27 protein-coding genes are annotated in these 26,809 nt (G+C 58.4%); 16 read left to right on the forward strand and 11 right to left on the reverse strand.

Translation table 11 applies throughout. The features are described from left to right. Window positions 1-876 precede the first annotated feature (876 nt). On the forward strand, window positions 877-1,569 hold the full coding sequence (locus ACEN84_RS00215) for a hypothetical protein (protein ID WP_413708818.1): 693 nt from the start codon (window positions 877-879) through the stop codon (window positions 1,567-1,569). Between the two features lie 878 nt (window positions 1,570-2,447). On the opposite strand, the gene ACEN84_RS00220 is transcribed toward ACEN84_RS00215, so the two are convergent. The 5 genes from ACEN84_RS00220 to ACEN84_RS00240 form a co-directional block, all read right to left on the reverse strand. Next, window positions 2,448-2,915, reverse strand: a complete 468-nt coding sequence (locus ACEN84_RS00220; protein WP_413708819.1) for a hypothetical protein — start codon at window positions 2,913-2,915, stop codon at window positions 2,448-2,450. Continuing rightward, on the reverse strand, window positions 2,905-3,222 hold the full coding sequence (locus ACEN84_RS00225) for a hypothetical protein (protein ID WP_413708820.1): 318 nt from the start codon (window positions 3,220-3,222) through the stop codon (window positions 2,905-2,907). The genes ACEN84_RS00220 and ACEN84_RS00225 overlap by 11 nt, the downstream gene beginning before the upstream one ends. 210 nt (window positions 3,223-3,432) lie before the next feature. Beyond that, window positions 3,433-3,801 carry a hypothetical protein gene (locus tag ACEN84_RS00230; RefSeq protein WP_413708821.1) on the reverse strand — a complete coding sequence of 123 codons (369 nt, stop codon included), beginning with the start codon at window positions 3,799-3,801 and terminating at the stop codon, window positions 3,433-3,435. Between the two features lie 792 nt (window positions 3,802-4,593). Next, window positions 4,594-4,785 (reverse strand): CsbD family protein, encoded by a 192-nt coding sequence (locus ACEN84_RS00235; protein ID WP_112719013.1) that lies wholly within the window; start codon window positions 4,783-4,785, stop codon window positions 4,594-4,596. Between the two features lie 300 nt (window positions 4,786-5,085). Next, complete coding sequence (locus tag ACEN84_RS00240) at window positions 5,086-5,955, reverse strand: SDR family oxidoreductase (RefSeq protein WP_413708822.1); 870 nt, start codon at window positions 5,953-5,955, stop codon at window positions 5,086-5,088. Window positions 5,956-6,056: 101 nt separating this feature from the next. On the opposite strand from ACEN84_RS00240, the gene ACEN84_RS00245 reads away from it, so the two are divergent. Then, window positions 6,057-6,950, forward strand: a complete 894-nt coding sequence (locus tag ACEN84_RS00245; protein ID WP_413708823.1) for a LysR family transcriptional regulator — start codon at window positions 6,057-6,059, stop codon at window positions 6,948-6,950. A 524-nt stretch (window positions 6,951-7,474) separates the two neighbouring features. On the opposite strand, the gene groL is transcribed toward ACEN84_RS00245, so the two are convergent. Both groL and groES read right to left on the reverse strand, forming a co-directional pair. After that, a complete protein-coding gene (gene groL / locus ACEN84_RS00250; protein WP_413708824.1) occupies window positions 7,475-9,103 on the reverse strand; it encodes a chaperonin GroEL in 1,629 nt (542 codons plus the stop codon). Window positions 9,104-9,162: 59 nt separating this feature from the next. Then, window positions 9,163-9,477, reverse strand: coding sequence for a co-chaperone GroES (groES, locus tag ACEN84_RS00255; RefSeq protein ID WP_112719009.1), 315 nt, complete (start codon window positions 9,475-9,477; stop codon window positions 9,163-9,165). Between the two features lie 273 nt (window positions 9,478-9,750). Between groES and ACEN84_RS00260 the strand changes: the two genes are divergently transcribed. From ACEN84_RS00260 to ACEN84_RS00300, 9 genes are all read left to right on the forward strand, one after another. Then, entirely contained in the window at window positions 9,751-10,023 is a 273-nt protein-coding gene (locus ACEN84_RS00260; protein WP_413708825.1) for an usg protein, read from the forward strand. A 625-nt stretch (window positions 10,024-10,648) separates the two neighbouring features. Next, window positions 10,649-11,122, forward strand: coding sequence for an Hsp20 family protein (locus tag ACEN84_RS00265; RefSeq protein WP_413708826.1), 474 nt, complete (start codon window positions 10,649-10,651; stop codon window positions 11,120-11,122). Window positions 11,123-11,195: 73 nt separating this feature from the next. Beyond that, a complete protein-coding gene (locus ACEN84_RS00270; RefSeq protein WP_112719006.1) occupies window positions 11,196-11,495 on the forward strand; it encodes a DUF982 domain-containing protein in 300 nt (99 codons plus the stop codon). 12 nt (window positions 11,496-11,507) lie between these two features. After that, the gene (locus tag ACEN84_RS00275) at window positions 11,508-11,783 is read left to right on the forward strand and encodes a hypothetical protein (protein ID WP_413708827.1); all 276 of its coding nucleotides are present in this window, start codon (window positions 11,508-11,510) and stop codon (window positions 11,781-11,783) included. Between the two features lie 765 nt (window positions 11,784-12,548). Then, on the forward strand, window positions 12,549-12,758 hold the full coding sequence (locus ACEN84_RS00280) for a cold-shock protein (RefSeq protein WP_162708743.1): 210 nt from the start codon (window positions 12,549-12,551) through the stop codon (window positions 12,756-12,758). A 121-nt stretch (window positions 12,759-12,879) separates the two neighbouring features. After that, window positions 12,880-13,107, forward strand: a complete 228-nt coding sequence (locus ACEN84_RS00285; protein ID WP_112719053.1) for a hypothetical protein — start codon at window positions 12,880-12,882, stop codon at window positions 13,105-13,107. A 27-nt stretch (window positions 13,108-13,134) separates the two neighbouring features. Then, a complete protein-coding gene (locus ACEN84_RS00290; RefSeq protein ID WP_413708828.1) occupies window positions 13,135-13,515 on the forward strand; it encodes a DUF6481 family protein in 381 nt (126 codons plus the stop codon). Window positions 13,516-13,581: 66 nt separating this feature from the next. Continuing rightward, on the forward strand, window positions 13,582-13,857 hold the full coding sequence (locus ACEN84_RS00295) for a hypothetical protein (RefSeq protein WP_112719002.1): 276 nt from the start codon (window positions 13,582-13,584) through the stop codon (window positions 13,855-13,857). Window positions 13,858-13,993: 136 nt separating this feature from the next. Further along, on the forward strand, window positions 13,994-14,986 hold the full coding sequence (locus ACEN84_RS00300; RefSeq protein WP_413708829.1) for a sensor histidine kinase: 993 nt from the start codon (window positions 13,994-13,996) through the stop codon (window positions 14,984-14,986). Between the two features lie 130 nt (window positions 14,987-15,116). Here the strand turns inward: ACEN84_RS00300 and ACEN84_RS00305 are convergent, their stop codons facing one another. Continuing rightward, window positions 15,117-16,115: a sensor histidine kinase gene (locus tag ACEN84_RS00305; RefSeq protein ID WP_112719000.1), complete on the reverse strand. Its 999-nt coding sequence runs from the start codon at window positions 16,113-16,115 to the stop codon at window positions 15,117-15,119. Between the two features lie 158 nt (window positions 16,116-16,273). On the opposite strand from ACEN84_RS00305, the gene ACEN84_RS00310 reads away from it, so the two are divergent. The 4 genes from ACEN84_RS00310 to ACEN84_RS00325 all read left to right on the forward strand — a co-directional run bounded on the left by ACEN84_RS00310 (window position 16,274) and on the right by ACEN84_RS00325 (window position 22,016). Continuing rightward, window positions 16,274-19,393, forward strand: a complete 3,120-nt coding sequence (locus ACEN84_RS00310; RefSeq protein WP_413709005.1) for a response regulator — start codon at window positions 16,274-16,276, stop codon at window positions 19,391-19,393. 575 nt (window positions 19,394-19,968) lie between these two features. Beyond that, window positions 19,969-20,211: a hypothetical protein gene (locus tag ACEN84_RS00315; RefSeq protein WP_413708830.1), complete on the forward strand. Its 243-nt coding sequence runs from the start codon at window positions 19,969-19,971 to the stop codon at window positions 20,209-20,211. Between the two features lie 493 nt (window positions 20,212-20,704). Further along, window positions 20,705-21,397 carry an SDR family NAD(P)-dependent oxidoreductase gene (locus ACEN84_RS00320; RefSeq protein WP_148194625.1) on the forward strand — a complete coding sequence of 231 codons (693 nt, stop codon included), beginning with the start codon at window positions 20,705-20,707 and terminating at the stop codon, window positions 21,395-21,397. Between the two features lie 73 nt (window positions 21,398-21,470). Then, a complete protein-coding gene (locus ACEN84_RS00325) occupies window positions 21,471-22,016 on the forward strand; it encodes a response regulator transcription factor (protein WP_112718997.1) in 546 nt (181 codons plus the stop codon). Window positions 22,017-22,267: 251 nt separating this feature from the next. On the opposite strand, the gene ACEN84_RS00330 is transcribed toward ACEN84_RS00325, so the two are convergent. Beyond that, window positions 22,268-24,088 (reverse strand): ABC transporter ATP-binding protein/permease, encoded by a 1,821-nt coding sequence (locus ACEN84_RS00330; RefSeq protein WP_413709006.1) that lies wholly within the window; start codon window positions 24,086-24,088, stop codon window positions 22,268-22,270. A 498-nt stretch (window positions 24,089-24,586) separates the two neighbouring features. Then, window positions 24,587-25,030, reverse strand: coding sequence for a PRC-barrel domain-containing protein (locus ACEN84_RS00335; protein ID WP_413708831.1), 444 nt, complete (start codon window positions 25,028-25,030; stop codon window positions 24,587-24,589). A gap of 164 nt (window positions 25,031-25,194) precedes the next feature. Here ACEN84_RS00335 and ACEN84_RS00340 point away from each other — a divergent pair, with 164 nt between their 5' ends. Next, entirely contained in the window at window positions 25,195-25,527 is a 333-nt protein-coding gene (locus tag ACEN84_RS00340) for a hypothetical protein (protein ID WP_199629737.1), read from the forward strand. Window positions 25,528-25,561: 34 nt separating this feature from the next. Here ACEN84_RS00340 and ACEN84_RS00345 read toward each other — a convergent pair whose 3' ends face one another. Continuing rightward, window positions 25,562-26,809 (reverse strand): arsenic transporter, encoded by a 1,248-nt coding sequence (locus ACEN84_RS00345; protein ID WP_413708832.1) that lies wholly within the window; start codon window positions 26,807-26,809, stop codon window positions 25,562-25,564.

The raw sequence follows: 26,809 nt of genomic DNA on the forward strand, positions 1-26,809 counted from the left end.
TGGTTGGAAAAGACGGGAGTTGGGGAATGAAGGACAAGCTCGAAATCGTCGGCGCTGTGGCCGCAATCGTCATCGTCATTGGTGGGTTCTGGGGCGGCGTGGCTTATCTCGTCCTGTGACGCAGGCATAATAAACCGTGTCGCGCCTGGCAGCCGAAACTCGGCGAGCCTCGAAGTGGCAGGCACTTTCTACGCGCGATGCCGTCGTGGAAGCGCTTGTGGTCACGTACTTGGCTGCGATGGCTGCCGCTCGCGCTGAGGACCGCAGGTTGGATTGTCTGCCCCGCCATCTTCAAGCCGGCGTGCCCGGCGCTCATTCGTCAACTTGCCCGAGGCTGCAACGAGAGGCGAGGCTCGCTCCTGCGGCGCGCAAGAGCAGAGCGTTGCAAGCGCTTTCCACGTTATTCACATCAGCTTTTCGGATGAATTGATTACGCCCAATGAACGTGCAAGGCTCGATACTGACCTTTGTCGACCGGTTCATGTAATGCGTATGGAATCGTCGAGGAAGCGATTGGGCTGGCGCGGCCGACCCGATGATGGAGGCCGGTTAAGTAGGTTTTTGCCGCTCACACGGGCGGCCGAGGTGCTTATCCGCTTCTCTTGGTCGAGACCCGCCCAGTCAACCCCCGGGCGGGTCTTTCCCGTTTCTGTTCCGTCGGTTGTTCAATGCCCCGCATCCTGCCGGTAATCGCGCTGCCCGGTTTCTTGCCTGGTCTTAGAAGTTGCCACGGCACTGCCGGCGTCGATCGGCAGTCGTGCCCGAAACGTCTCACACCGTTATCACTTCATCACCTACAGACAGCCGTCGTCGCGGAGAATTTGCCCGGTGGCCAAAGCATGATAATGACAGAGGAAATACAGGATAAAATGCAGAATGGCCGCAACCGACATCAAGGGGGAACGTTTCGGACGCCTGGTGGCGGTAGCTCGCGCCGACAACGCTGGAAAGCACACGCGCTGGCATTTTCGTTGTGACTGCGGTCAGGACTTGACCGCATTTCTTGAGCCTGTGCGCTCGGGTCGCACGAAAAGCTGCGGATGCCTGAGAGCCCAAGCCAACCGCGAGCGCTCGCTCAAGCATGGTCATCGCGCAGGATACCGGTCGACACCGACCTTCAAGGCCTACCAGACGATGAAAGGCAAATGCCTGAACCCCAATGATCCTTGTTACCCGGCACATGGGGGAGCCGGCATTACGATCGACCCACGCTGGATGGACTCGTTCGAAGCGTTTCTGTCTGATCTCGGGACGCGCCCCAAAGGCAGCATCCTTCGCCGCTACGATACAGAAAAGCCTTTCGAGCCCGGCAACTGCCGGTGGGCGCGCAAACGGCGCTCGACGAAGCTCGAGCCTGTCTGGTTCGTCGAGAACGGCAAGCGCTTCTCGATCACGTCCTTTGCAAAGCGGATCGGCATCGACCCGCTCGCGTTGCGAGAGCGTATGGCAGTCTTCGAAGAGACCCCATCGCAGGCCGCCCATGCTCTCAAACCAGTGCGCCCCGGCGATCCGCTGCCGCAGCTCGATTATCGCCTACGACGTGGCTTGCAGTTTCGCGATGATCCGTAGGGCCTCGATCCGGTCCGGCTCCCAGAATGTCAGGGCCACTGTCCCCGAGGGCTCGCAGGACAGCGAAAATGCCTCCCGATTAAGCCCAATTTCGGCAAGCCGGTCGCGCAACGCGAACCTGTCGGTAAGCTGACCGCCAAGCGGGTTTTGGACGATATACTGCGTGGGTTCCAACATACGGTCCTCCGGTGTACCGGGATCACGTAGCGCCGTTTCCGAGCTTCGAGCAAGCATAAGCTGTTGTTAACATTAAGCTTAAAGGTAAATTTTGGGTCGCCAGAAAGCGGCTGCGGCGATCTATGTCGATGAAAAACGCTGCCTGCGGAAGGCTGGGCCAAGCGCATATATCGCGCCAGCGATGACCAGAAGGTGGCAGAGTGCCAGCAAGTGCAAGACCGACCACCCCCCACAGGCGACTGCCGTGATTACGGCTCCTGCAGAAACGAAGGGTGCCACGAAAATCGACGAGAGGAATACCACCGTCATGGTGACGGCAAAGATCGAGTGGGCGATTCGATACGGACGAGGGCACATGTGTCGATTCGATACAGTAATTTCATCCTGTTGTCGCGCTCCATCTTTGGCTAGTCAGCAGAGCAGCGAGCAAACACCGGCTATCCCGCCTTGTTTAGCCGACGAGTTACATCATCGCGGCGGCAGGCATTCCTAAACGGTACACTATTCACGCCGCCTTAAGCCTGTCGTCGTCCGAGTGTGGAAGGGGGAGGTTCCGGTTTTGAACGACTCATCAACTAGCTGCTTATTGGTTTGGCCGCATTGCGGTAGGAGCCCGCTGAACCCCCGCTTTCAAGCGCGGCGGGCTCCGCAACTGAAGCGCTTGTTCGGCGCAGATTACTGCTTGGGTCTGCCGGTGTCGCTCATCGCGACATATTCCCCAGGTAAAGGCTCGCGCCTTTCTTTCCGCACTTGCAGCGCATGGCTTTCGCGAGCGCTCCCATGGTGACATCCTTCCCGAACCTTCGCTGGATCTCCCAGCGGCTCACCGGCTTGCGGCGTTTGCATGCCAAGCACTGAGCAAAAATGGTGTTGTGCTCTGCCAGCTCGCCGATCGTCCTATCATCATCGGCTTTCGGCTCTTCCTTCAGCATGACTGGGCCGGCTCCAGCATACGAGAGCTTGCAGGTTTCATTGATCGGCGCGTTCGGTCCGCGCGTGCAGCCGAACCGGGGAGCCAGATGGTAACGAAGGCTCGGCATGCTCTGATCGCCGAATTCGGCCAGAAGATCGTCTGCCGATGCCGCTCCAGCCCTTTCGCATTTGATGCAAAGGAATTCGACGGTCCGGCCGGCAAATTCAGACAGCCAGTAGGCGCCATTACGAGGCACCGAGCCGCTCCAAGCGCCAGCCGCCGGCAGGGGGCTTTCCACCTCTCATCGCGACGCGGTAGTCAGCTTCGATGATCGCTTCCTCTTTGGCTGCGGTAACGCTTTCAGCCCAGCGAGTGATCCGGAATTTGCCGACCCGGAATATGTACCGCTTCAGGTTTTTGCGTTTGCCAGCCGTGTAGCCCGCCTGGAAGATGGTCCAGGCTGCGTGGACATCCGTGCGTTCCTGGAATTCTGGTGTCTGGGCGTTCCACCATTCGTCGAAAGCCTTGCGAAACTGCGTCTTAGGTTGCGGTTTGTCGAGCACGTCAATCCCCGTGCTCGCAGGCAGGCCGAGACAAGCGAGCAAAGCCCTTGCCCGTTGCGGCCCCCGCAAGGGTCGATTGAATGCGCAGATGCCAACAGTTATCGAGCAGCGCCTGGATAGCTGCTATTGCGTCGCCGTCAAGCCAAGCGTGAGCCGCGGCGGACTCGTCGGGAGCGGACGGCCTTGGCGGATTTTTTATAACATGAGACATCAAACAGGTTCCTGGTTGGCCTGATGCGCTCTGATCCGAACGTAGGCGCCGCCGATAGCGTCATCGATGTCGCCTTGCCACGGAAACCAAACTGCCTTCGAGAACCGGTCCGGGTTATAAAGCCGGTGGCCGCCGCAAGCCTGCTTAGCCGCTTCGTCAATCGCCACTTCGATTTCGCCATACGGCCCAGCGTCGGGCATCGCATAGGCGCAAGCCACGGCAAAACGCAGACTGCTGATCGCACGCGTGCCAACCATGCGAATGAGGTCGGGGTGGACATCGGCTGCGCTCACTTCGCCAGCGGGTGTCATATACATATCGACACCGTCATCCTGTACAGCGGCATGGTCTATCGATCGCGCAAACATGCTCGTTCTCCGTGGTTCGTATTGTGAGGTAGGCGGCCGCATCGCCAAGATTGTTCCTATTATGTTCCGATAGCGTCGAGAGTCAATATCGATCTCGTGCTCGACCTCGACAAAGCTTTGGCTGGCGATCTTGTGAGCCGAGACAACGGTGAAACTTTTGTTGAGGGTAGCAGGTGCGCTGCGCGAGCTTGACCTGGCGGTGTGGCACTTCGGGCAGGGAAGCCACGCAGATCGTCAGTTGGGATCGGGAAGGGTCACAGAGTATCTGGGAGGATCGAAAGGCGATGTGGCAGTTCAGCAAGCGGGTGAACTCGATAGCAGGAGTGCGGCGCATCCCTGCCTCCTCACGCATATTGGCAGGGTGGCTGCCAGAACTCCGTGTCAAAGAGGATGAAAGACAGCGGGCCGAACAAAGTTCATCGGATCGCGACGATGATCAAGCTACCTGCCTCGTCTCGATGAAGTTGTAAGTCCGGCTTTCGATGCCGACATGGCGTTCCCCGCTGAGGCACGCGAGGCCAGCCCTGCCGGTCTCCGCGGCAAGCATGCGGCATCGCGGTCGATCACACACCCTGAATTTGCACTTCCTCCTGCTCCAATCGCGGTCGTCACATCTAATCGCGGGTGTCACTGGCCGTCGTCAGTGTAGGCTGCTGCATAGAGAGGAAGCTCTGGGTCACTTGCGCTGATCCTTTTGTGACGGGGATCTTCACGGGCCGCGATGCAATCAAAAAGTAGACAACAAAAAGGCGCGCCACTTGGCGCGCCTCTAACCGCGTCGAGCCTTCAAAATCAGGCGCGATCGACGATGTTCTTTACAGCATCCTTCGCCTGACCCTTCGCCTGCTGCGCATCGCCCTTGGCTTCCTGCGCAAGACCCTTGGCCTGCATTTCCCTGTCGTTGATGGCTTTTCCAACAGCCTGCTTGGCCTGGCCTGCCAGTTCGTTTGCCTTGCCAGAAATCTTGTCGCTGGTGCTACCCATTTGAAATTCTCCTCAGAGACATAAGCGTCTCGGCCAAGAAACGGCGCATGCGGTGTTTGGTTCCACGCGGCCAAAAACGCCACCAAACCCGCAAGCGCGCCGCAAGTTGCATTGGATCGGCTGATTTCTTGAGCCTTGAGCCTTGAGCCTTGAGCCTTGAGCCTTGAGCCTTGAGCCTTGAGCCTTGAGGCGCCAGCGGTTGCCGGCAGTCGTTCGGAGCGTCACTGCGGCTGCGCTCCAGCAGGCGAAATGCAGCTACTTCAAGAGCTGCATTTCGACAGGCCGACCCCCAATCAGCTCTCAACGCATGGCTGCGAGCGATGTTGCCGTCTCACGATAACCGTGCAGCGGTCGCCCGAGCATCGTTACCAGCCGCTCCACGTCACCTTGTTCGGGGATCATGCCGTGGCTCACGTAGCGTTCGGCCATAAGCCGCATTTCATAGGCGGTCCATTTCGGCATGAATGTCGCCATGGTCTGCTCGAAGCCGCTCGGGTCGTCGCCGCCGTAGACGATAGGCCGGCCGAGAACGTCGGACCAGATATCGGCAACACTTTGGCCGGTGAGCGTGTCCGGTCCGACCAGATTGATCGTCACCAGTGGAAGCTTGCCGGTTGCCAGGTCGCGACGGATGAGTTCGATGGCTGCCACCTCGGCGATATCGCGCGCGTCGACCATCGCAACGCCCTTTGACCCGATCGGCATTGGATAGACGCTGTGGTTGATGACAACGTCCTTGATCATGATCTCATTGTCGATGAAGTAGCTTGGGCGCAGGATCGTCGCGCTGAAACCCATCTCTTTCAACATTTGCTCGGCGCCGGCCTTCACCGCGAAGTGCGGGACATTGACGGCGCGATGCGCGTCGAAGACCGACAAATAGACGACGCGTTCGACACCGGCTTCTCTGGCGATGTTCAGTGTGATGATCGCCTGGGTGAATTCGTCGCCGGTGACCGCGTTCAGGAGGAACAACGTTCGCACGCCCTTAAAAGCGTTGCGAAGAGCGTCGAGGTCGAGAATCTCGCCTTCTGCGACTTCGACCTCCATTGGAAAGTCGGCCTGTGACGCGTCACGGGTGAGAACCCTGACGGTGGCTTTGCGAGCCACGAGCTGATTGACGACATGCCGACCGACGCGACCCGTTGCACCGATTACGAGGATTGTCATGGAAGTTCTCCTTGCGTTGTTGACAACCCGAATATGAATGGATCACTGATGACCCACTAGACGGGAATTTTGGACCAAATGTCTCGCAGGTGGAACAGCTGATGGATCTTCTCGGGCTTGCCGATTTCGTTCTTGTTGCCAGGCATGGCGGTTTTGGTCGCGCAGCGCGCGCGACCGGACGCCCCAAAGCAACGCTCTCGCGACGCGTCAGCGACCTCGAAGCCAGCCTCGGACTGCGCCTTGTTGAACGTGGTGCAAGGACGCTGAAGCTCACGGAGGAGGGGAGGGCACTGCACCACCGTGCCGGGGCACTTCTCATGGAATTGGACGAGACGGCGTCGGCAATTGCAGCTGGGGGCGAGCGACCGCGCGGGAGGCTGCGGATCAGCGCTCCGTTGCTGTTTTCCCAGACGGCGATGGGAAAGCTGGCATCGAGTTTTTCGCTGCAATATCCCGATGTGCGGCTCGACGTCACGACTGAAGACCGGGCAGTGGACATGGTTGAGGAGGGCTATGATCTGGTCATTCGGGTAAACCCGGACGCGGACAACGCCCTCGTCGGCAGGGCCTTCCTTCGCGACCGGCTTGTCATCGTCGCGCCGTTGTCGCTGCAAGCGCCACCGGAAGGCACCAACGTGCCTGTGGTCGTGCGCGGCCCGCCGGGGCCGCCTGATACTTGGCACGTGAACCGCAACGGTTCGGCATTTACGATAGGTGCGGAGCCGATCCTTGGACTGACGTCTTTGTTGAATGTGCGCGATGCTGTGCGAATGGGCGTGGGTGCTGCCCGCCTGCCGATTTCGCTGGTAAGCGGCGATATCGCCGCTGGGAGGCTCTCGTTATGGGGCGATGTGCAAGGATCGGATATCAGGCTTTGGGCTCTTTATCCTTCGAGACGACTGCTTAGCGCGCGCGTCTCAGCGTTCCTCGATCACCTGAGGGAAGCCTTTCCGGACGGATCACCGGAAGCGCTTTCGGCTTACATCGACTGCTGATCGAAGGGTAAAGAGCGTTTCAGGAGCTCGGCGACCCACCATATTGGCGAAAACGCTGCGGCGCTCGTCTCGGTCGCAGAAGCCAGCCGGCTATCGCTATTGCGCCGAGCGGTTTAACATTGGTCCGCGCCGGCGTATCCGACGAGGAAGAAGCGCACCGATTTCCGGTTCGGGGAGATGGGCATGACGTAAACCCGTTCGGGATCGATCCGGATAGGCGGTACCACCAATGCCCGAGCCGGCGGCTAGCGCTGCCGGCTCGGAGCTTTGCCCTATACAGCTTGGTCTGCTTCCATGGCCGCAGCCATGAGCTGATCGCGCTCGCGAAGTCCTTTGTTGAAAAGTCGGGCGACGGCAACCGTTAGCTTTGCAACGGCACCCGGGTCATTTGCGATGCCCTTTGCACGGACGACCTCCCTGACCACCCCGGCGCATAGACGTGCATCGTCTCTTGAAATCGGTTCTATCATGACAACCGCTCGCTAGTACCCGCCCCTGGGAAGGGGCGGGCTGGCCTTTGGAGACTAGAAATCCATGCCGCCACCGGCGGGCAGAGCAGGCGCGGCTTCCTTTCTGGGCTTTTCAGCGATCATCGCTTCTGTTGTTACCAGAAGTCCTGCAACCGAAGCCGCATCCTGGAGTGCGGTGCGAACAACCTTGGCGGGGTCGATGACACCTTGCGCGTAAAGGTCGCCATATTCGCCGGTTTGAGCGTTCCAACCGAACGACGGCTCGTTCTTTTCACGCAGCTTGCCGACGACGATCGAGCCTTCGGCACCGGCGTTTTCGGCTATCTGCCGTACAGGGGCCTCGATCGCCCGGCGAACGATGTCAATCCCGACCCGCTGATCGTCGTTGGCCGTGGGCAGACCCTCAAGCGCCTTTGCCGCGCGCAGCAGCGCAACGCCGCCGCCGGGCAGAATGCCTTCCTCGACCGCCGCGCGCGTTGCATGTAAGGCATCGTCCACTCGGTCCTTCTTTTCCTTCACCTCGACCTCCGTCGAGCCTCCGACACGGATGACAGCGACGCCACCCGCGAGTTTTGCCAGGCGCTCCTGCAGCTTTTCGCGGTCGTAATCGGATGTCGTCTCCTCGATCTGCGCGCGGATCTGGGCGACGCGGCCATCGATCTCGGACTTCGAGCCCACGCCATCGATGATGGTCGTGTTTTCCTTCTCGATCGCCACCTTCTTGGCTCGGCCGAGCATGTCGAGCGTGACGTTTTCAAGCTTGATGCCGAGGTCTTCGGAAATGACAGTGCCGCCTGTGAGGGTGGCAATGTCTTCAAGCATCGCCTTGCGGCGATCGCCAAAGCCTGGCGCCTTGACGGCAGCAATTTTGAGCCCGCCACGCAGCTTGTTGACGACGAGTGTCGCAAGTGCCTCGCCTTCGACGTCTTCGGCAATGATCAGCAACGGTTTGCCGGACTGAACGACCGCTTCCAGGACTGGCAGGAGAGCCTGTAGATTCGAGAGCTTCTTCTCATGGATGAGGATATAGGGATCCTCCAGCTCGACGCGCATCTTGTCCTGATTGGTGACGAAATACGGGCTGAGGTAACCGCGATCGAACTGCATGCCTTCGACCACTTCGAGCTCGGTCTCGGCGGTCTTGGCCTCCTCGACGGTAATGACGCCCTCATTGCCGACTTTCTCCATCGCTTCGGCGAGGTACTGGCCGATCTCGGCGTCGCCGTTTGCAGAAATGGTGCCGACCTGAGCGATTTCGGAATTGCTGGTGATCTTGCGGGCGTTGACCTTCAGCTCCTTGACCACGGCGTCGACGGCGAGATCGATGCCGCGCTTGAGATCCATCGGGTTCAAGCCCGACGCCACAGCCTTGGCGCCTTCCTTGACGATTGCCTGCGCAAGCACTGTTGCTGTGGTCGTGCCGTCGCCGGCCAGATCATTGGTCTTCGACGCCACCTCGCGCAGCATCTGTGCGCCCATGTTCTCGAACTTGTCTTCGAGCTCGATTTCCTTGGCCACCGAAACGCCGTCCTTGGTAATGCGCGGGGCGCCGTAGGACTTGTCGATAACCACATTGCGACCTTTAGGGCCGAGCGTCACCTTGACGGCGTTGGCAAGAATATCGACCCCACGCAACATGCGCTCACGGGCATCGGTATTGAATTTAACTTCTTTCGCAGCCATGTCTTCACTCCTTCAATAGGCAGCTTTTTGACTGATATCGTTCGCCTGACAGCCAGCGGTCAGGCGGCTTTCTTCTGTTCGACCTCGGCCTCGATAACGCCAAGAACGTCGCTTTCCTTCATGATCAGCAGGTCTTCGCCGTTGATCTTGATCTCGGTACCCGACCATTTGCCAAACAGGATGCGATCACCCGCCTTGACGTCGAGCGCCTGAATCTCGCCCGCGTCATTGCGCGCGCCGCCGCCGACGGCAACAACCTCGCCCTCTTGGGGTTTTTCCTTGGCGGTATCGGGTATGATGATGCCGCCTTTGGTTTTTTCCTGGCTCTCGATGCGGCGCACGAGAATGCGATCATGAAGCGGTCGGAACGACATGTTTTCCTCCATTGAGCAAAAATAATGACGTTGAACCCGGACCGGACCGGATGACAGTCAGGGCGGGTGCGAACCTCAACCCGAGCGTTCGCGCGAAAAATTTATTTTCGAGATTTTTTGATTTCAAGTAGGTGGCGACAAAAAATTAGCACTCACTCCACGTGGCTGCTAACAAAATGAAATCTAACGATAAAATATGGATTATGGGTGAGGTGCGTTGATCGCAGCGCCGTTTTGCGCCACCATCATCACGCAGAAAAATGGAGCTTCGCTATGCAGTTTTCATCGGATCTGGACCACCAGCTCAATGGTTACGGGCTAACCACCGCACACATCCTCTATCGTATCCCCGACTTTGTGTCCGTCCTGCAGACCTACGTCTGGCAAGACTATGATCAGGCTCCCGATTTTCCGGTGATGCGCAGGTTCCTTCGCTTTTGGGAGGCATCGCTCGATGGAGCGCTGCATTCGGTCCGTTACAGCCATCAGAGACTGATCGGGCCAAACGAATGGCGGCGCGTTGATGGTGAGTTCAAGCTAAACTGACCCTGAAAGAGCTTTGCTGCTCATTCTAGCTCGTGTCCGATCCAACCGCGGGGCTCGCTAGCGATCGGTCGTTGCTTGGCTTTGGTCGTCCTGAAATCCTGTATGGAATGCGCATCCCTGCTGGCAACCCTCGGCTCTTGTGAGCGGTTCAGGGGACCATCGGCACCGCGGTCAATGCGCAGTGACGCCTCAAAGCCTGCCATCTTGACGCGCCCTGGCTTCCCTCGCACATCGAGCAGCGTGAAGAGCGGCTCGTACGCCAGGGCAATGATGAGGTCGATGTCTTGCCGATGCGGCGCAAGGCTCGCTCGACGCTACCATCCTTTAAAACAATCCGCACAAGGGCGCTTCAGTGCCGCAACGCTCTCTGGCATTGGTCGTGACGGACGCACCAGCGGCGCAAGGACGCGCGCAAAGAAACTGTGAATTGCCGATGGTGGGCATTCCGGGAAAGAGCCAATCTCAAGCGGAACCTTAAATCGCAAATTTTCTTTTTTGCCGGTCTTGAAACCGGAAAGCTTGAAACCAAATCGTTTGGCGCCAGCTGCTGGAACGGAGCTGGCCTTGCTAGGGGCGCCACTTTAGAGCGCTCCCGTACCCATGTTGCTTCAAGGAGGATATGGCTATGGCAACATCTTACGACTACGCACCGTTGTTCCGATCGACCGTCGGCTTTGACCGGCTTTTCGATCTTCTTGAAAACGCCCAGCGCGCCCGCTCGACGAGCGATTGGCCACCTTATGATATCTTCAAGACCGGCGATGACAGCTACCGTATCTCGATTGCGGTTGCCGGCTTTGCAGACGGCGATCTCGATATCACCTTCCAGTCAAATCTCCTGACGGTGACTGGCAAGAAGCAGGAAGGCTCTGGCGAAGCCTACCTTCATCGCGGGATCTCCGGCCGGTCCTTTGAGCATCGTTTCGAGCTTGCTGACCATGTCAGGGTGGACGGCGCCGATTTGAGCAATGGTCTCTTGTCGATTGATCTCGTTCGAGAAATCCCGGAGGCGCTGAAACCGCGCAAGATTGCAATCGAGAGTTCACCTGCTTCGGACACACGCGGTCGCCCTCAGATCGAAGGGCAGAAGGCGGCGTGATCGAGCCCGCTTGGAAAGCAGGCGCCACCGCGGTGGCGCCTCTCAACGCCAAGGGTTTGGAAGGAGACGAACAATGAAACCCGATATGTTTAGACAGCCGATCACGATCTTGGTCGGCTTGGGCTTTCCCGCCGAAATACGCGGCGCGATGGATGCTTACCGCTACCTTGCCGAGTGGCCCGCCTCGTTCAGAGATACGGCTCACTCCGTTGCCCTGAAAGCGTGTCAAGCGGTCCTTCGCGGTGAGATCGAGGCCGAGACCGCCCGTGGTCTGTTCACGGCATTTGCTGAGAAACATGATCTGATGGCGCCCGAAGCGCCGGCGATTGCAGCATTGCGCAGGCGCGGCGATCGCGATCCGCATGTTCAGTGAGGTGTCGCCGTGATGAACACAGTCTTGCAGCAGGCAGTCGACAATGTCGTGTCGATGGGACCGGCGGTATTGATGCAGGGCATGCAAATCACCCGTCCGATGGATGTCGTAAGATCCCACTCGCTTTCGCTCGATGACAGGCGCACCATCCTGGCGGCCTGGGCCTCAGATCTCTACGCGGTGGTTTCGAAACCGGCTCTCCGGCACTTGCCCGGAACGCCTGAACCAGTATCGATCGACGAGATCCAGTCAGCGCTCAAGGAACTTGACCGCCAGGACGGATCATGAGGTGCAGTCAGCCGCGAAACGCGTCAAGCCGCTGAGAGAGCGTTCATTCACTCATTGCGCCGCCCAGATCGCCACGTGTCGCGAAAGGCGTGCCACGGTGAGAGCGTAAAAGGATTGCAACGAAAACAGCTGGCGCGGCATTGCGCCAGCCGGGTGTCTCCGAGATGGTCGGACCTTGTTGTGTGTGCTGCCGGCAGGTAACGGTATCGTCTGCGATCGCGTTGCGCCGAGACTTGCGGGACACATCCCGGGGGGCGCATTGTCATGATCCAGCCGCGCCAGCCTCAGGCGCCGCGATAGGGCGATGGCCTTTCAAGCCCGCTCGCGTCTGAAGATCAGATGACGATTGGATCATCACTGGATCGGGCGATAAGCCCTAGGTAAGTCTTCCGCACGAAGGTCATGCTTGATCATCATTGCCGTACCGTCACACCTTAAACCGTCTAGCATTGTAACGGCACTTGGCGCCCGGCCAAGCCAGCCGAATTGCGGACGCTCAAACGGACTGTCACCCGGCCACGGCCGGCTCGCATGGCTGCCACTGATGCAATCTTAAGATGCAATGCAGTTAAATCGAGAACTAAACGTTGACGCGATGCGTTCCTTGCTCTATCTATTGGTTCATCGATCTTTTGCTTGCCGAGCTTTGTTCACCGCGCGATTTGCAACGCGCCCTAAGCGAACTTTTCTTTCAAAAATAGTCGGTTTTCACCTGCGCGGCATCGGCTTCGCAGTTCTTCACTCTATGCTTTGAAAGGGTTTATCATGACCACTGGCACCGTAAAATGGTTCAACACCACCAAAGGCTTCGGCTTCATCCAGCCTGACAATGGCGACGCTGACGCGTTCGTCCATATCTCGGCAGTCGAGCGCGCGGGAATGCGCGAGCTGGTCGAAGGCCAGAAGATCGGCTTCGAGCTGGAGCGCGACAGGAAGTCGGGCAAGATGTCGGCCGTCAATCTTCAGGCCGCGTGAATTGAAACATGCTTCCCTTTGACCACGGATGTACTGGCACTGCCGGAAGCTGTTTCGTTGAGGCCGGGCGTCACGCCTGGCCTTTTTATTTTCGGCGGAGCGCCGGATGATCGAGGTTCTAATGACAGAAACATACAGTAAGTCCCGCCAGCGCGCTGAAAATGCCTTCAGTGCCATGCAGACGCAGGCCCAGTTCTTCGCCAAGAACCATGCGGCAGAGGAACTGGAAGCCGTCGCGCAGGCAAGGGACGCAAAGACGCAGAGGCTGAGAGAGGCCCGTCTTGCCAAAGAGTCAGAAGAGCGCATGGCGGCTACCGCGGTTAACACCGCAGGTGTGAAGTCGCGCTGATTTTCTACGAAGAGACATGAGACGAGAATGAAGAACGCCAAGAATACAGACATCGTCGATCGCCGGGCTGCATCCGCCGCCGCGAAGACAGATCTTCTCAATGCCTATCGCGCAGCCCAGGCTGCGGCAGCACCTTCCAAGCTCGAAAGGCAGGCCGAACGAATGGCTGTCGCGACAGCGCGCGAAGAGCGGCGCGTCGAACGGGAGCGCCTCAAGCTTGAGGAACAGGAGCGGATCAGGAACGAGATGGCAGCGCATCAGGCCGCACTCGAGGCTGCAGCTGTTGCCGAAAACCAGGCGAAAGAAGCCGCCGAAAACGCGCGCATCGCGCGGGTGATCGAAGACGAGGCCGCACGAAAGGCTGAGCGCGACCGGCGTTACGCCAACCGCAAGGCAAGGCAGGCCTAGTTTTCGGACCCGCCCGGACCATCAGCGCGCGGCGTCATGCTTGGCCCATCAACCGAAAGGCAACCTATGGCACCGGACACGAACGAACTTCAGGCAATCAACACGGCCTGGCAGATAGCTATTCAGGAGATCTTGCGGATGGTCATCCGCGATATGTACCGAGCCGGCGGCGAGTCCCACTTCAAGGAACAGATCGCGCGCATCGAAGAAGCCGCGGTCGACAGCATTCATACCGATCTCAGGCTGAGAGGAACGAATGAGTGGACGGAAGTTCTCGTCAAAGAACGGGCAAGCAATTTCGTGACCACACTGCTCACCTCATTTACTTACGACCGTGCCTGAACGTGGAGCAGAACCAGGCGATTTTTTTGTGCGGGCGCCATGCGTTGATTGAACTTTTTTATGGGTCGCGAGGTTGATCTGTCAGGCGACTGCCTAAATCACGGTAGCGCAATTCATAAAAGGTCATCGGTCGTCCATGGAAGAGCACAGCGCAGAACGCCTTGCAGCCATCGTAGAATCGTCGTTCGACGCCATCATCAGCAAGGATCTTTCAGGCATTATCGTAAGCTGGAACAAGGCTGCCGAAGGCATGTTCGGTTATACGGAAAGTGAGGCCATTGGAAAGCCGATTTATCTCATAATCCCCGATGACAGGCGCGATGAGGAAGCCGATATTCTGCGTCGGCTGAAGCTGGGGGAGCGGATAGAGCCCTTTCAAACGACGCGACGCTCCCGAGACGGACGGATCGTGCCGATTTCCATTACAATCTCGCCGATCAAAAGCCGGGACGGTATACTTGTCGGTGCATCGAGTATCGCGCGGGACATTTCAGAAACGCGCGAGACCGACCGGCGGCTTCGCCTGCTCATGCGGGAAATCAATCATCGCGTCAAAAATCAGTATGCCGTCGTTCTTGCTGTCATAAGGCAGACGGCGACACGCTCGCGGTCGATCGAAGATTTCGAGAAACGAGTTCGAGAGCGCATTATGGCGCTATCGCATTCTCATGACCTGCTCTCCCATGTTGACTGGGCTGGTGTCAGCCTTGCTGATCTCGTGACGCATCAGCTCAAGTCCTTTGAGGATCTGCAACCAGTCCAGGTGGCCGGGCCCGAGATAGTGCTGGACGCCAATGCCGTTCTCAATCTCGGCATGGCCTTTCACGAACTGATCATGAATGCGATGCGTTTCGGGGTAACGGATGCCGGAAGCATATCTGTGAGATGGTGCCTGATCGGTTCTGAAGGTGGGGATGTTCTCGAACTCGTTTGGTCCGAGCCGGCAGCGGCCTATGCTGATCTGCTCGCGCAAGAAGAGGGCTTCGGAGCTCTCGTTCTCGCCAAGCTGGTGCCCTCGGCTCTGTCTGGTCAGGCGGAATGGAGTTTCACCGACGGGCTGATTGTCTGGAAGCTTACGGCGCCGCTGGCACGAATCCAGGTTGGGCTGGGTTCGCCGGCACATCTGTAATGATCGTTGGCGCGATCGAGCGATGGTTCGTGCGGGACGGCTGGTGGTATCGGTGACAGCCTAGTCGTCACGAGCCGATAGCGACGAATACGGATCCATCTTCAAAAAGGACGCGAACGGGGCTGCCGGGCTAAACCGTGAGGTGAGCTTCTCTCATTCTCAGCGTTACCACGACACCTCCCTCTATCCAGTTGTAGTCGATCGAACCAGCAAGTTGACCGGAAATGGTTCGCTGCAGGAGCCTGCTGCCATATCCCTCTGCCGACACCGGTGTCGAGGTTCGATTGGCTCCGCTTTCCGTCCAGACGATTTCGACCTCGTCATCGTTGACGCGGCCGGATATGTCCAGCAGGCCGGCATCATTCGACAGCGCGCCGTATTTTAGGGAATTTGTTGCCAGCTCATGAACGACAAGGGCAAGGCTTGTCGCGGCCTTTTCCCCGATGCCCATGCGCGGGACAGCCACACGGATGCGTCCCGCAAAGGCACCGACGTCGTCATAGGGCGCCAAGATTACGCTGAACAGATCCCCCAGCAGAGCCGCGTTGCCCTGCCCATTCGGCAGAGGCCGAACGAGCTCGTGGGCTCGGCCAAGCGCAGTCAGGCGTTGTGTCAGCTGCTTTGCCATCTCCTCCTTGGTCTCGGCGGACCGCGACGTAATGTTCGTCAGACCGGCTGCTAGGGCCAGCAAGTTCTTCACGCGATGGCTCATCTCGCCCGCGAGAAGCTCATGACCCTCCTCGGCCTGCTTGCGACCTGTCACGTCCAGAAAGATGCCCGTCATTTTCTTCGTGGCGGCATCGCCGTCGTTCCCCTGGCCCCTAGCGGAAATCCATCGGACATCGGATGCATCGGTTAGAATGCGGAAATCAATTTCAAAGGCACCGTCGATGGCACGAGTCGCTACGAAGGCAGCTCTGACCCGATCGCGGTCGGCGGGATGGACCTTGGCGGAAAGGTGTTCGAAGGTAAGTTGCTCTGTTGCAGCGATGTCCCAGAGCTCGTAGGCCTTGGCATCCATAACGAACGTGTCATCATCCACCATCCAGCTCCAGAGTGCGACGCCGGCCGACTTGATCGCCAGCCTGAGTTCATTCGCGCTCCATTCCGGCTGCGACCCTTCACCCATCTTAGATCTCTTCCTGCAAAAAAACTTGGCCTTCAGAACTAGCGGGCTGGACAAGCGTTATCAATGGCCTAAGTCGGTCCTGCAATAGTCTGCCGGGAAATGTGATGAATACACAAGCTCTTGACCGATACTCGGACATATTCGTCGGTGACGGCGAAATGGCGCGAATGATGCGCCAGCATGATTGGGCGAGCAGCTCGCTTGGACCGCCCGACCAATGGCCGGAAGCGCTGAAGGTCGCCTTGCGGTTATTGCTGACGTCGAAGTTCGAGATGTGGCTCGGCTGGGGACCTGAGATCGCATTTTTCTATAATGATGCCTACCGGCCAACGCTTGGAAACAAGCATCCCAATTCGCTTGCCGTACCCACCAAAATTCTCTGGGCGGAAATCTGGGACGATATCAAAGGGCGCCTGGAGACCGTTTATGAGACCGGGCAGTCGACCTGGGACCGCGCTTTGTTGCTTCTGCTCGAACGCAGCGGTTATTCTGAAGAAACCTATCACACGTTCTCCTACAGCCCGTTAATTGGCGACAGCGGCAAGGTTGAGGGTGTGTTCTGCGCAGTGGCCGAGGAGACCGAGAGGGTCATCGGCGAAAGACGTATCTCGACGATGCGAGCGCTGGCTTCGGGACTTGCAGCTGCCGACACTCAGCGAGAGGTCGTCGAAGCGTCCTTCTCCGCTCTCGCAGGAAATCTTCAGGATCTTCCGTTCAGTGCACTTTATTTCTTCGATGAGCATGGCAACGCCAGACGGCAATGGATAAGTGGCGGGTCGGATGACCATCCTTTGTTGCCCTGCATCGTCACGGGCGGTTCCGGGCTTTGGAATTTAAAACGCGCTTGGACAGATCAAGTGGTGGATCTGGTTGACCTGACAGAAGCCGATAGTGTTCCATCCGGACCATGGCCAAGGGCGCCCGAGAAGGCGGCTATCGTTCCCCTGATCGGCCAGGGCGGGGACAATCCCAAGGGCGTACTCATCAGCGGCCTCAACTATCACCGCGCGATCAGCGACGAGTATGTCGATTTCCTGAAGCTGATCGCGGGGCAGATTGCGTCTCGCCTGGCAAGCGCTGAAGCCTTCGAAACCGAGCGCCGGCGAGCGGAAGCTCTCAGCGAGGCAGCTCAGATGAGGGAGCAGGCGGCAATCGCTCTTGAGCTGCTTAATCGCCAGCTGTCGTCGGAAGTCGAGCTTCGCACCGCCGAGAGAGACCGGATGCGAGAGCTGTTCCAGCAGGCGCCAAGCTTCATGTGCATTTTAAGCGGAGCGGATCACGTCTTCGAACTTGTCAATGATGCTTACCTGCAACTGGTTGGCCCCCGGCAGCTTCTCGGCTTGCGTGTCAAACACGCGCTTCCAGAGGTTGCTGGACAGGGCTTTATTGAGCTGCTGGATAGCGTGTTCCAGTCGGGCAAGCCGTATATCGGTCGGAACCTGCAGGTATTTTTGCAGCGAGAGGGCGACAAGGAGCCGGACGAACGTTTCATCAACCTGATCTATCAGCCGATCGTTGGGACGGATGGCCAGGTCACAGGGATATTTGTTGATGGCTTCGACGTAACGCACCAGAAGAGGGCGGAGGATCAGCTCCAGAGCCTCAACCATACTCTTGAACAGCGGGTTGAGCAGCGTACGCACGAACTTCGGACCGCACTGCTACAGCTTGAAAAAGAAACCGTGGAACGCGAAACCGCGCAGATGGCCTTGCGCCAGGCGCAAAAGATGGAGGCTCTTGGCAATCTCACGGGCGGTGTTGCACACGACTTCAACAATCTCTTGCAGGTTGTAAGCGGAAACCTTCAGCTCCTCTCCAAGGATGTCGACGGAAACGCGAGGGCGCAGCAGCGTCTGGAAAACGCCTTGTCCGGCGTTGCCCGAGGCGCGAAATTGGCATCCCAACTCCTGGCATTCGGTCGCCGCCAGCCGCTTGAACCGAAGGTCATCAACTGCCGCAAGTTAATCCAGAACATGGACGACATGCTGCGGCGCGCGCTGGGCGAGGAGGTCGAGCTCGAGACCATCGTTTCTGGTGGCTTGTGGAACACCTTGATTGATCCGGGTCAGCTTGAGAACGCGATTCTCAATCTGGCAATCAATGCCAGAGATGCAATGGATGGGCGCGGACGCCTGACAATCGAAACGGCGAACGCGGTGCTTGATGACGATTACGCCCGTGCGCAGGAAGACGTCCGGCCCGGCCAATATGTACTGGTGGCGGTAACAGATACAGGATCGGGGATAGCCGATGATATCATCGACCATGTGCTTGAACCGTTCTTCAGCACAAAGTCAGAAGGCAAGGGAAGCGGCCTTGGATTATCCATGGTTTACGGCTTCCTGAAGCAATCTGGTGGCCATCTCAAGATTTACACCGAAGTCGGTCATGGTACGACGATCAAGCTCTATATGCCGCGAACGATGCAGGTCGAGGACGGCGTGGCGAACCTGAGTGCCATGCCGGTTGAGGGAGGCACTGAGACCATTCTTGTGGTCGAAGACGACGAGGCTGTGCGGGAGACTTCCGTCGCTCTTCTAACCGATCTCGGGTATCGCGTTCTCAAGGCGCATGACGCCCAGTCGGCGTTTGCCATCGTCAATAGCGGGATGCCGATCGATTTGCTGTTCACCGACGTCGTGATGCCGGGGCGTATGCGCAGCACAGAACTCGCCCGCAAGGCAAAGGCAATGTTGCCTAGTCTGGCAGTGCTTTACACCTCAGGATACACGGAAAATTCCATCGTCCACGGTGGCCGGCTGGATGCCGGCGTCGAACTTCTGTCAAAGCCCTATACCCGCGAGGCTCTTGCTCGGAAAATACGACATGTCCTTAGTAATGCCCGCCAGCACCTGATCGCTGTCGAACGGATCGAACGGCAGGAGCAAACGCCTGTACACGGCGAACCGGATCAAGAGGCGGGAGCGACGAGGGTCCTTGTGGTCGAAGATGAGCCGCTGATCCTGATGGCGACCGTCGACATGATTAGCGAGCTCGGCCATACCGTTCATGAAGCCGGCTCGGCTGAAGATGCGCTCGCCGTTCTAGAAGAGGAACAGATCGACATTTTGCTGACTGATGTCGGGCTTCCCGGGATGGCAGGGACGGATCTGGCCAAACGTGTCCGAGAGCGATGGCCAACAGTGCGGATTGTCTTTGCGAGCGGCGACGACAGCGCCAGGGCTGCCTCCGGCATCGAGGATGCTTTTCAGCTGGCGAAGCCATTCACGATCGATGGCTTGGCCCTCGTCCTGTCGAAATGTTTGGCCCTCCCGTGATGTCTCGACGACGGATGGTGGCGTCGTGAGGATCGGCGTCGGCGCACTTGCATGGCCAAATGCATCGCGTATCGGCGCGCAAGATCGTCATGATGAGCGTCTGACAAGTGGACAGGACACCACCGGCAATCACCGCTGGTAACGTTAGCCCGGCGGATCCCGAGAGAGCAAACTTTGGCGACGAGTTGACGCCGCTTTCCCTGTGCTGGGTCAGAGACCGCGGCGGGCGAGATTTGTCCTGGAAAGGGCGCCGACATCTTTGAGAGCGCAGGTCATGTCTCGATCGCCGTCCGCAGCTTCGACGAGCGGCTCATTGCAAAGCGTAGCTTATCCGACAGTCAATCCTCGAGACGTCTTGGTCTGGAGGAAAGATTGCCTGAGCGATCGCAGGGCGGTGGTCGTCCATCTCAAGCATCATTCAATCGGTGCGACCCACCCCGGACCTTGGTCTGACCGGCGACCGCATTTGGAACAAACAGTCGCCGATCGAATTATCTGTTGGCAGAGACAAGCCTAAGGCACTGGAATATCTATGAAATGCTGTGCTGGGTTATCGCTCATGAGGAGGATTGGATATGGAAGATCGCGGGCCAACAGTTATTAACACAGGCGGTGGCAACGGTGGCTGGGCGGTTGCTGTTGTCCTTGCAGTTGTCGCCATCGGCGCTCTGCTGCTGTTCACTGGAGTAGTCGATATTCACGGCGGAAAGGGTGGCGGCGGCACGAGCGTTACTGTCAATGCTCCTGAAGTCGAGGCGCCTGCCGCGGAGAAGCCCGCAGCCTCGCCGGAAAAGCCGGCCGCGCCTGCAGCTCAGTAGCGCTGGCGATCGACCGGTCCGGCGTCCTCTGGACCGGTCAAAACCTCGTGCACGAGAATGAGGGGACAGCTGACAATCACGGGACGTCGAAGTTTCTGGGGCGCTCCATGCCCGTCACCGTAGGGAGCACATATGCAGCAGCGATCGCCGCCATAAGCACTGCGATGGCCGTGCACACCAACGATAGCTTCGTCTTCAGCCTCATAACAGCATTACAAACGAAGACGCCGCCGCCCGGTTCCTTCGTAAGACATCTTTGATTGGTTGCGACGCATAGCAGCCGCTCGCATGACAGATCAATTTCCGATCATGAGACGAAGGGCCGTCAGGTCAGGCTTACCACCCTCAAGTCAATAATTCTGTGTGGCTGGTCGATCCGCGCACTTTCCTTAACCGTATAGCGCATGTCGAGAAGGCCTCCGTCGATGAGACCATCGAGCACCGCGAGACATCGGCGACCTTACATGCAGTGAGAGGGCAATCCGTGTTTTCCATGCGTTCGCTTCCCGAAGGATATGCTTCGATTGTCATAGGCGCTTCGGGAGGAATTGGTTCTGCAATTGCCGAAGCGATCCGTCAGGATCCGAGGGCTGGCGAAATCGTCAGGTTGTCTCGATCGGATGATGGGCTGGAAGTCGAGAAGGAGTGGACGGTGAAGGCGCATGCCGCCACCCTCGGCGCACGGACATTCCACCTGATGATCTGCGCCACAGGAGCTCTCACCATCGATGGCCACGGTCCGGAAAAGGCCATCCGGCAGATCGATCATGACATTATGGCAAAGCAGTTCTCGACCAACGCCATCGGGCCAGCGATTGTGCTCAAACACTTTATGCCGCTGCTGCCGCGAAAGGAGCGCTCTCTCTTTGTCGTCCTTTCTGCGAGGGTCGGATCGATCGGCGACAACAGACTGGGCGGATGGATCTCGTATCGAAGCGCAAAGGCAGCCCTCAATCAGATAGTCAAAACCACGTCTATCGAACTGTCGCGGACGAAGCCACATGCCATCCTCGTCGCTATTCACCCCGGTACGGTCGCCACGACACTGACGGAGCCATTTTCGGGCGGCCACGAGCGACAAGCGCCGGATCGCGCCTCAAGGCTGATACTTCAGACCGCAGACGGTCTCACGTCTGCACAAAATGGTGGGTTCTTCGCCTATGACGGCAGCGCGATTGCCTGGTAGATGCTTTTGCGGCGAAGCGATCCGGGAGGGTGATCTCACCGTAATAGCGGGGTAGCTGAAACGGAGGGTTAGGATGACCCAAGCCGAGGAACCGAAGGCACGTTTTCTGATCGTCGACGATGATAAGGTCTTCGCGCAGAGGCTTGCACTTGCTCTGTCCAACCGAGGCTTCCGTGCCGCGACCGCTACGTGTCTCGATGCTGCCTACGCCGCCTTGTCTGCCCGTGATTTCGACGTCCTGATCACCGATTTGCGGATCGGTGATGAAAGCGGCCTCGACTTGGTCACGGCGATGCAAAGAGAATTCCCGTTGTCGAAAATCCTGGTCCTGACCGGTTATGGAAGTGTTCCGGCTGCCGTGACTGCCGTCAAGCTGGGCGCGACTGAATTTTTGAGCAAGCCGGCGGATGCCGATGAGATTCTCGAAGTTCTGGGTTTCACCAGACCGACTGCAGAGCGCACTGACGTCCCGCTGACCTCGCCGCAACTGATGCGCTGGGAACACATCAACAGCGTCTTCGAGGCGACGGGGAAAAACGTCTCGATGACCGCCAGGCAATTGAACATGCATCGCCGTACGCTGCAGCGCCTGCTGGCGAGAGGGCGGCCGCAGAACTGATCTAAGGACGATCTCGAACGTAACAGCAAAGTCCGCCGAGCCGCCAACGGCGGATACGCGCGTTTGCGCGATGCGTCGCTCGTGCTGCGACGCGGGACCGGCCGCTCCGCCCTCCTGCGGCCGGTCCCCCTTGCTGCCGCGACTGCAGGGGCCGTGTGGCGGAGATCGATCCCTGGCAGTTTGCTTATGATGGCACCCGCGCGCTCCCGGCTGGCTTTGGGACGCCGGCACATGCAGTCAAGCCTTGCTGCCTAAGGGACCTTCTTCAGTTTGCGAGAATATTTGGTGAGCTTGGTCAGGACGTTGCGTTGTTTTCGGTAGGGTGCTAGATCGACGTCGCTGACGAGCCTCGCTCCGCCCTCGCGCTTCTCAAGTGTGATCTTGCGGCTATGGAAGGCTTCCAGTTCGGCGCGGTGGGCAACGCTTACGATTGTCGCGTCCGGCAGCTCGTCGATCAGCATTTCCATGATCTTGTCCTGTGTCTTTTCGTCAAGCGCCGAGGTTGCCTCATCAAGCACGATAATGTCGGGGTCGTTGAGCAACAGGCGCGCGAAGGCTAGCCGCTGCTTTTCGCCGCCGGACAAGGTGTGGTCCCACGGAGCATCTTCTTCGATTTTCTCGATCAAATGACCCAGTCCGACTTTCTCTAGAGCGGTTTGCAATTCGTCTTCCGTATGGCTGTCCGCGGGCTGCGGGTAGGATACGGCACGTCGGAGCGTGCCCGAGGGGATGTAAGGCCGCTGCGGCAACATGAATAGCTGCTTGCCGGGATGGAAATTGACGCTGCCTCCGCCCCACGGCCACAGGCCTGCGATCGCTCGCACGAGGGTGCTTTTTCCTGATCCCGATTCTCCGGCGACCAGCACGCGTTCACCCGGTCCGACTTCGACCTGCGTCTCTTTGACGACAGCGGTCCCGTCTCCGAGTGCGACCGAGACGTCGTTCAAACTGAGCATGGTCTCGCCTTCTGTCTCGCCGCGCTTGATCCGATCCAGGGACTGGCTCTTTTCAGCGTTTTCCAACCCGTCCAGCGACATCATCAACGACGCCACGCGCCGGGCACTGGCGTTCCAGTCGGCAAGCCGCGGGTAGTTGTCGACCAGCCACCCAAACGCACTTTGGACGATGGTGAAGGCCGATGCTGCCTGCATGACCTGCCCAAGCGTCATGCTGCCATCGAGAAATTTGGGTGCACACAGCAGCACCGGGACCACCGGCGCGATCAGCATGGAGCCGTGCGAAACAAGCGTTGTGCGCATATGCTGATGGGCGAGCAGCCGCCACTGTTGGCGCACACTGGCGAATGTTGTGTCGAGATCGTTGCGCTCTTCTTCCTCGCCACCCAAAAGGGCTATACTCTCACCATTCTCGCGTACACGGGTCAGGGTATACCTAAATTCCGCTTCGACCTGATTTTTTGCTTCGGAGACACGAACGAACCGCCTTCCAATAAATGTGATCGAACCGGAAGTTACGAGCGCGTAGATAACCGCTGTCACGACGAGAAAGCCCGGAATCGTGATGGTCATCCCCGCAATAGGCAGGCGCAAGGCGCCGCCTATCGTCCATAGCACGACGATAAAGGTGGACGCCGAGACGAACGCAGCGATCACGCCGGCGACAAAGTCGACGGGGGATTCGGTAGCGATGCGCATATCTTCCGAAAGCCGCGCTTCCGGGTTCTGGTGATCGCCGCCGATAAGATTGAGCTGGTAATAACGCCCGTTTGCCAACCAGCGAGCAATCAGCGCTTTCGTAAGCCAGGATCGCCAGCGTCGCTGTATGAGCATGCGCACGTAAACCTGAATGGTGACGACTGCGACGCACCCCAGAACGAGCGGCGGAAACACCGCCCCAAGAAAGTAGACTGTCGACGCATTGCGCTGCTCAATGGCGTCGAAGAGGCCACGGTTCCAGACATTGATCCCATACTGGAAGGCAACGTTGATGGCTATGAGGAGGAGGAGACCAATCGATGAGGCCCAGGCCAGCCGGTCTCCGTTGCGACCCCAGTACTCGCGGCCACTGATCCAGAAACGCCGAATCAGATACGCTTTGCGCGCGTCTTCCATCTGCTCGGGGGTCAAACGGGTCTCAGCCTCATGCGCTTCTTTGGCCGGCGTTTTATCCAATTTCGATCCCTCCCGTTTGGTCGATGCTCAGGCTCGGGTGCGGTGTGAACCAGCTCCCTAGCGAAATGCACCGTTTGTCGTCGCTGCGACGTCCCGCAGCATATCAAAAGTGCGAAATGCCTGCATGAAGATGTGGTTGTATTAGGCTCGGCCGGTCACGCACACGCCACAGGGTCGTTGAGCCTGGCCCGATCCACCGGCCGCAAGCGGCTATAAGCGGTCTGGCAATCCTGTGTTGCGATATCCCAATGCGGCCGTGTTTGGTGGGGAACCCGCGGCGTAAATGCTAATTAGGGCGCGCCTTCGAACCTATTGCGAGCCCTTTTCATTATTCCTTTACCAATTTCCGCAAGTCTAATAGCGTCACGGGGTTGAGATATCGTGGCGATATTCGGGGCACGCCTGATTTTCGCGTAGCGTGCCCCACTTCCTAGAAAATCACTTCTTCAGCTTCGAATAGTCGAACTTCGGAGCCTTGGACAGATCGTCCTTGTTGGTATCCACGTAAGCCTTCCAGGTGCCGTTATCGTCTGCCAGGGCCAACGACGCCGGATCGATGACGATGTAGCTTTCACCAATGCCGAGAAAACCACCGACGCTCGCCACCACGCCAATTACCGATTTGCCGTCACCAATGACGATATCGGAAATTTCGCCGACGTCCTCATTCGCCTTGTTGTAGATCTCCACGCCGATCAGTTTGGACGTTACAATGTCGGCATCTTTGATCTCGACATATTTCAGCGGCATGGTCGCCGCCTTGCCCATGGCGATGCCAGGGCCAGCCATCATCGCATCCGCGCCCGGGGCAACGGTCTGCTGCGCGAAGGCGGCGCCTGCGGAGAGGATCGAGAGGGCGGCGGCGATAGGGATAAGCTTCATGAACACTCCTATGAAAACTGCGCTCAGGTCAGCACCTGGCGCCCATAAACGGTGTTCCGTCGGAAAGAGTTCCACGGCGCGGGAACGATTGATCGCGTCGACGCATTTATGCGCTGCCGGACTGAAAATCTCGTGCGCTGGCAGATTTTACGCAAGGAGATAAGATGCTTGAAAGACTGTTTGCCACGTTCACGATCTGCCTGATTGCGTCAGGCGCCTCAGCCCAGTCCGTGACAGATCCTGCTGTCGATGCGTGCAGGTCAACTGGTCTGCTGGCGTTGCGCGAGCGCGCTCCCGATATCACCGATCTTGTTCTCGACATGGAAAGCATCGCCGTCAGTAAAGCTGACACCCGTGTCGAGGACGTTCCAGTCAAGACAGTGGTCCTCGGTGAGGCGTATATCGCCCGAAAAGATAAGACGGGCGCGCCGGACCGGTTTGTGTGCCTGCTTGGTGAAAAAGGCAAGGTTCTTTTGACGTTCTTTACGGCCCAATAAGGGTTGCCTTCAGATCAACGGCATCGCCAGCTTTCTAAAGCGCAGCCAGCGAAGCAATCAGCGCCGGGATCATCACGACCGCCCCCACCTTTAGAAAGGTATACGCGCTTACGGTGATGCCTTCGCGCCGGAGAGCAGACAACCACAGTATGGTTGCCAGTGATCCGGTGACCGAGAGATTGGGGCCGAGGTCAACGCCAACGAGAACTGCCCCCGCCAGCCGATCGGAAAGATGGGCTGCATTGACAACGCCGCCAGCGAACAATCCGACCGGCAAATTGTTTGCGAGGTTTGACAGGAAGGCCAAGCCGATGCCGGTGATCGCTACTGCCTGCCACTCAGAATCGGCACTGATCGCCGTCAACTCGGTTGCAAGGGAAGCAGTCATCCCGGTCTGATTGATAGCCTCTACCACGACAAAAAGTCCAGCCACCAGGAGAATAACACTCCAGTCGATCGCGCGGACGATGCCAAATGGATTTTGCCGGGCAACAGTAAGAACGATGAGCGTGGTGACCGTGGCGGCGATAAAGGTGGGCAACCCCAAGTCCAGATGTGCAGCCGATGCTCCGACGAGAACAAAGGCGGTTGCAACGAGGCCGATGCCCGCAAGCCTTGCCGGAAATGATAATGCAGGTGTCGGAATATCGGCGGCCAAGGTCTCCGACAACAATGCCCTGCGCTGCGTGACGTAGAGCGAGAGGAACGTTATCAGGATTGCCGCAATCGACGGAGCGAAAAACGTCGCCAGCCAGCGGCCCAGTGAGGGCATTTCGCCGCCAGCGAAGATAACGAGGTTTGCGGGGTTGGAAATTGGCAGGATAAAACTCGCGGCATTTGCAATGAAGGCGCAGATAAACAGATAAGGCAACGGGTTGTTGGCCTTGGCGGCCCGGCAAGCGGCGTAAACGGCGGGTGTCAAGACAACGGCGGTCGCATCGTTAGACAAAAGAGCTGTTACGACCACTCCGACGGCGTAGATAAGCGCAAACAGCCTTTTCGGCGATCCCTTGGCACGGGATGTGGCAATTGCCGCGACCCAGTCGAAAAGTCCTTCTCTGCGAGCAAGTTCGGACAGCAGCATCATACCGATCAGGAACAGGTAAACATCGGTTCCCTTTGCCACGCCCGCCCAGATTTCCGCCGGATTGAGAATATCAAGGACAAGGATCAATCCTGCGCCCAGGACGGCCCAGACGGCTTCCGGTAGCCGGAAAGGGCGAATGACGACGCCAGCCGCAGTTCCTGCAGCGATTGTAAGGGTAAGAGCTGACTGGTTCAT

The sequence above is a fragment of the Rhizobium sp. Rhizsp82 genome (assembly GCF_047325115.1).
GTDB lineage: Bacteria > Pseudomonadota > Alphaproteobacteria > Rhizobiales > Rhizobiaceae > Rhizobium.

Bases quoted from the DNA above. Each gene is read 5' to 3' on its own strand.
- ACEN84_RS00300 (WP_413708829.1), top strand. From the start codon at position 13,994: ATGGAAGAGCACAGCGCAGAACGCCTTGCAGCCATCGTAGAATCGTCG.
- ACEN84_RS00285 (WP_112719053.1), top strand. From the start codon at position 12,880: ATGACAGAAACATACAGTAAGTCCCGCCAGCGCGCTGAAAATGCCTTC.
- ACEN84_RS00345 (WP_413708832.1), bottom strand. From the start codon at position 26,809: ATGAACCAGTCAGCTCTTACCCTTACAATCGCTGCAGGAACTGCGGCT.
- groES (WP_112719009.1), bottom strand. From the start codon at position 9,477: ATGTCGTTCCGACCGCTTCATGATCGCATTCTCGTGCGCCGCATCGAG.
- ACEN84_RS00265 (WP_413708826.1), top strand. From the start codon at position 10,649: ATGGCAACATCTTACGACTACGCACCGTTGTTCCGATCGACCGTCGGC.
- ACEN84_RS00230 (WP_413708821.1), bottom strand. From the start codon at position 3,801: ATGTTTGCGCGATCGATAGACCATGCCGCTGTACAGGATGACGGTGTC.
- ACEN84_RS00240 (WP_413708822.1), bottom strand. From the start codon at position 5,955: ATGACAATCCTCGTAATCGGTGCAACGGGTCGCGTCGGTCGGCATGTC.
- ACEN84_RS00335 (WP_413708831.1), bottom strand. From the start codon at position 25,030: ATGAAGCTTATCCCTATCGCCGCCGCCCTCTCGATCCTCTCCGCAGGC.
- ACEN84_RS00280 (WP_162708743.1), top strand. From the start codon at position 12,549: ATGACCACTGGCACCGTAAAATGGTTCAACACCACCAAAGGCTTCGGC.
- ACEN84_RS00260 (WP_413708825.1), top strand. From the start codon at position 9,751: ATGCAGTTTTCATCGGATCTGGACCACCAGCTCAATGGTTACGGGCTA.
- ACEN84_RS00270 (WP_112719006.1), top strand. From the start codon at position 11,196: ATGAAACCCGATATGTTTAGACAGCCGATCACGATCTTGGTCGGCTTG.
- ACEN84_RS00245 (WP_413708823.1), top strand. From the start codon at position 6,057: ATGGATCTTCTCGGGCTTGCCGATTTCGTTCTTGTTGCCAGGCATGGC.
- ACEN84_RS00315 (WP_413708830.1), top strand. From the start codon at position 19,969: ATGGAAGATCGCGGGCCAACAGTTATTAACACAGGCGGTGGCAACGGT.
- ACEN84_RS00275 (WP_413708827.1), top strand. From the start codon at position 11,508: ATGAACACAGTCTTGCAGCAGGCAGTCGACAATGTCGTGTCGATGGGA.
- ACEN84_RS00320 (WP_148194625.1), top strand. From the start codon at position 20,705: ATGCGTTCGCTTCCCGAAGGATATGCTTCGATTGTCATAGGCGCTTCG.
- ACEN84_RS00235 (WP_112719013.1), bottom strand. From the start codon at position 4,785: ATGGGTAGCACCAGCGACAAGATTTCTGGCAAGGCAAACGAACTGGCA.
- ACEN84_RS00305 (WP_112719000.1), bottom strand. From the start codon at position 16,115: ATGGGTGAAGGGTCGCAGCCGGAATGGAGCGCGAATGAACTCAGGCTG.
- ACEN84_RS00215 (WP_413708818.1), top strand. From the start codon at position 877: ATGGCCGCAACCGACATCAAGGGGGAACGTTTCGGACGCCTGGTGGCG.
- ACEN84_RS00295 (WP_112719002.1), top strand. From the start codon at position 13,582: ATGGCACCGGACACGAACGAACTTCAGGCAATCAACACGGCCTGGCAG.
- ACEN84_RS00325 (WP_112718997.1), top strand. From the start codon at position 21,471: ATGACCCAAGCCGAGGAACCGAAGGCACGTTTTCTGATCGTCGACGAT.
- ACEN84_RS00310 (WP_413709005.1), top strand. From the start codon at position 16,274: ATGGCGCGAATGATGCGCCAGCATGATTGGGCGAGCAGCTCGCTTGGA.
- ACEN84_RS00340 (WP_199629737.1), top strand. From the start codon at position 25,195: ATGCTTGAAAGACTGTTTGCCACGTTCACGATCTGCCTGATTGCGTCA.
- ACEN84_RS00290 (WP_413708828.1), top strand. From the start codon at position 13,135: ATGAAGAACGCCAAGAATACAGACATCGTCGATCGCCGGGCTGCATCC.
- ACEN84_RS00330 (WP_413709006.1), bottom strand. From the start codon at position 24,088: ATGGAAGACGCGCGCAAAGCGTATCTGATTCGGCGTTTCTGGATCAGT.
- groL (WP_413708824.1), bottom strand. From the start codon at position 9,103: ATGGCTGCGAAAGAAGTTAAATTCAATACCGATGCCCGTGAGCGCATG.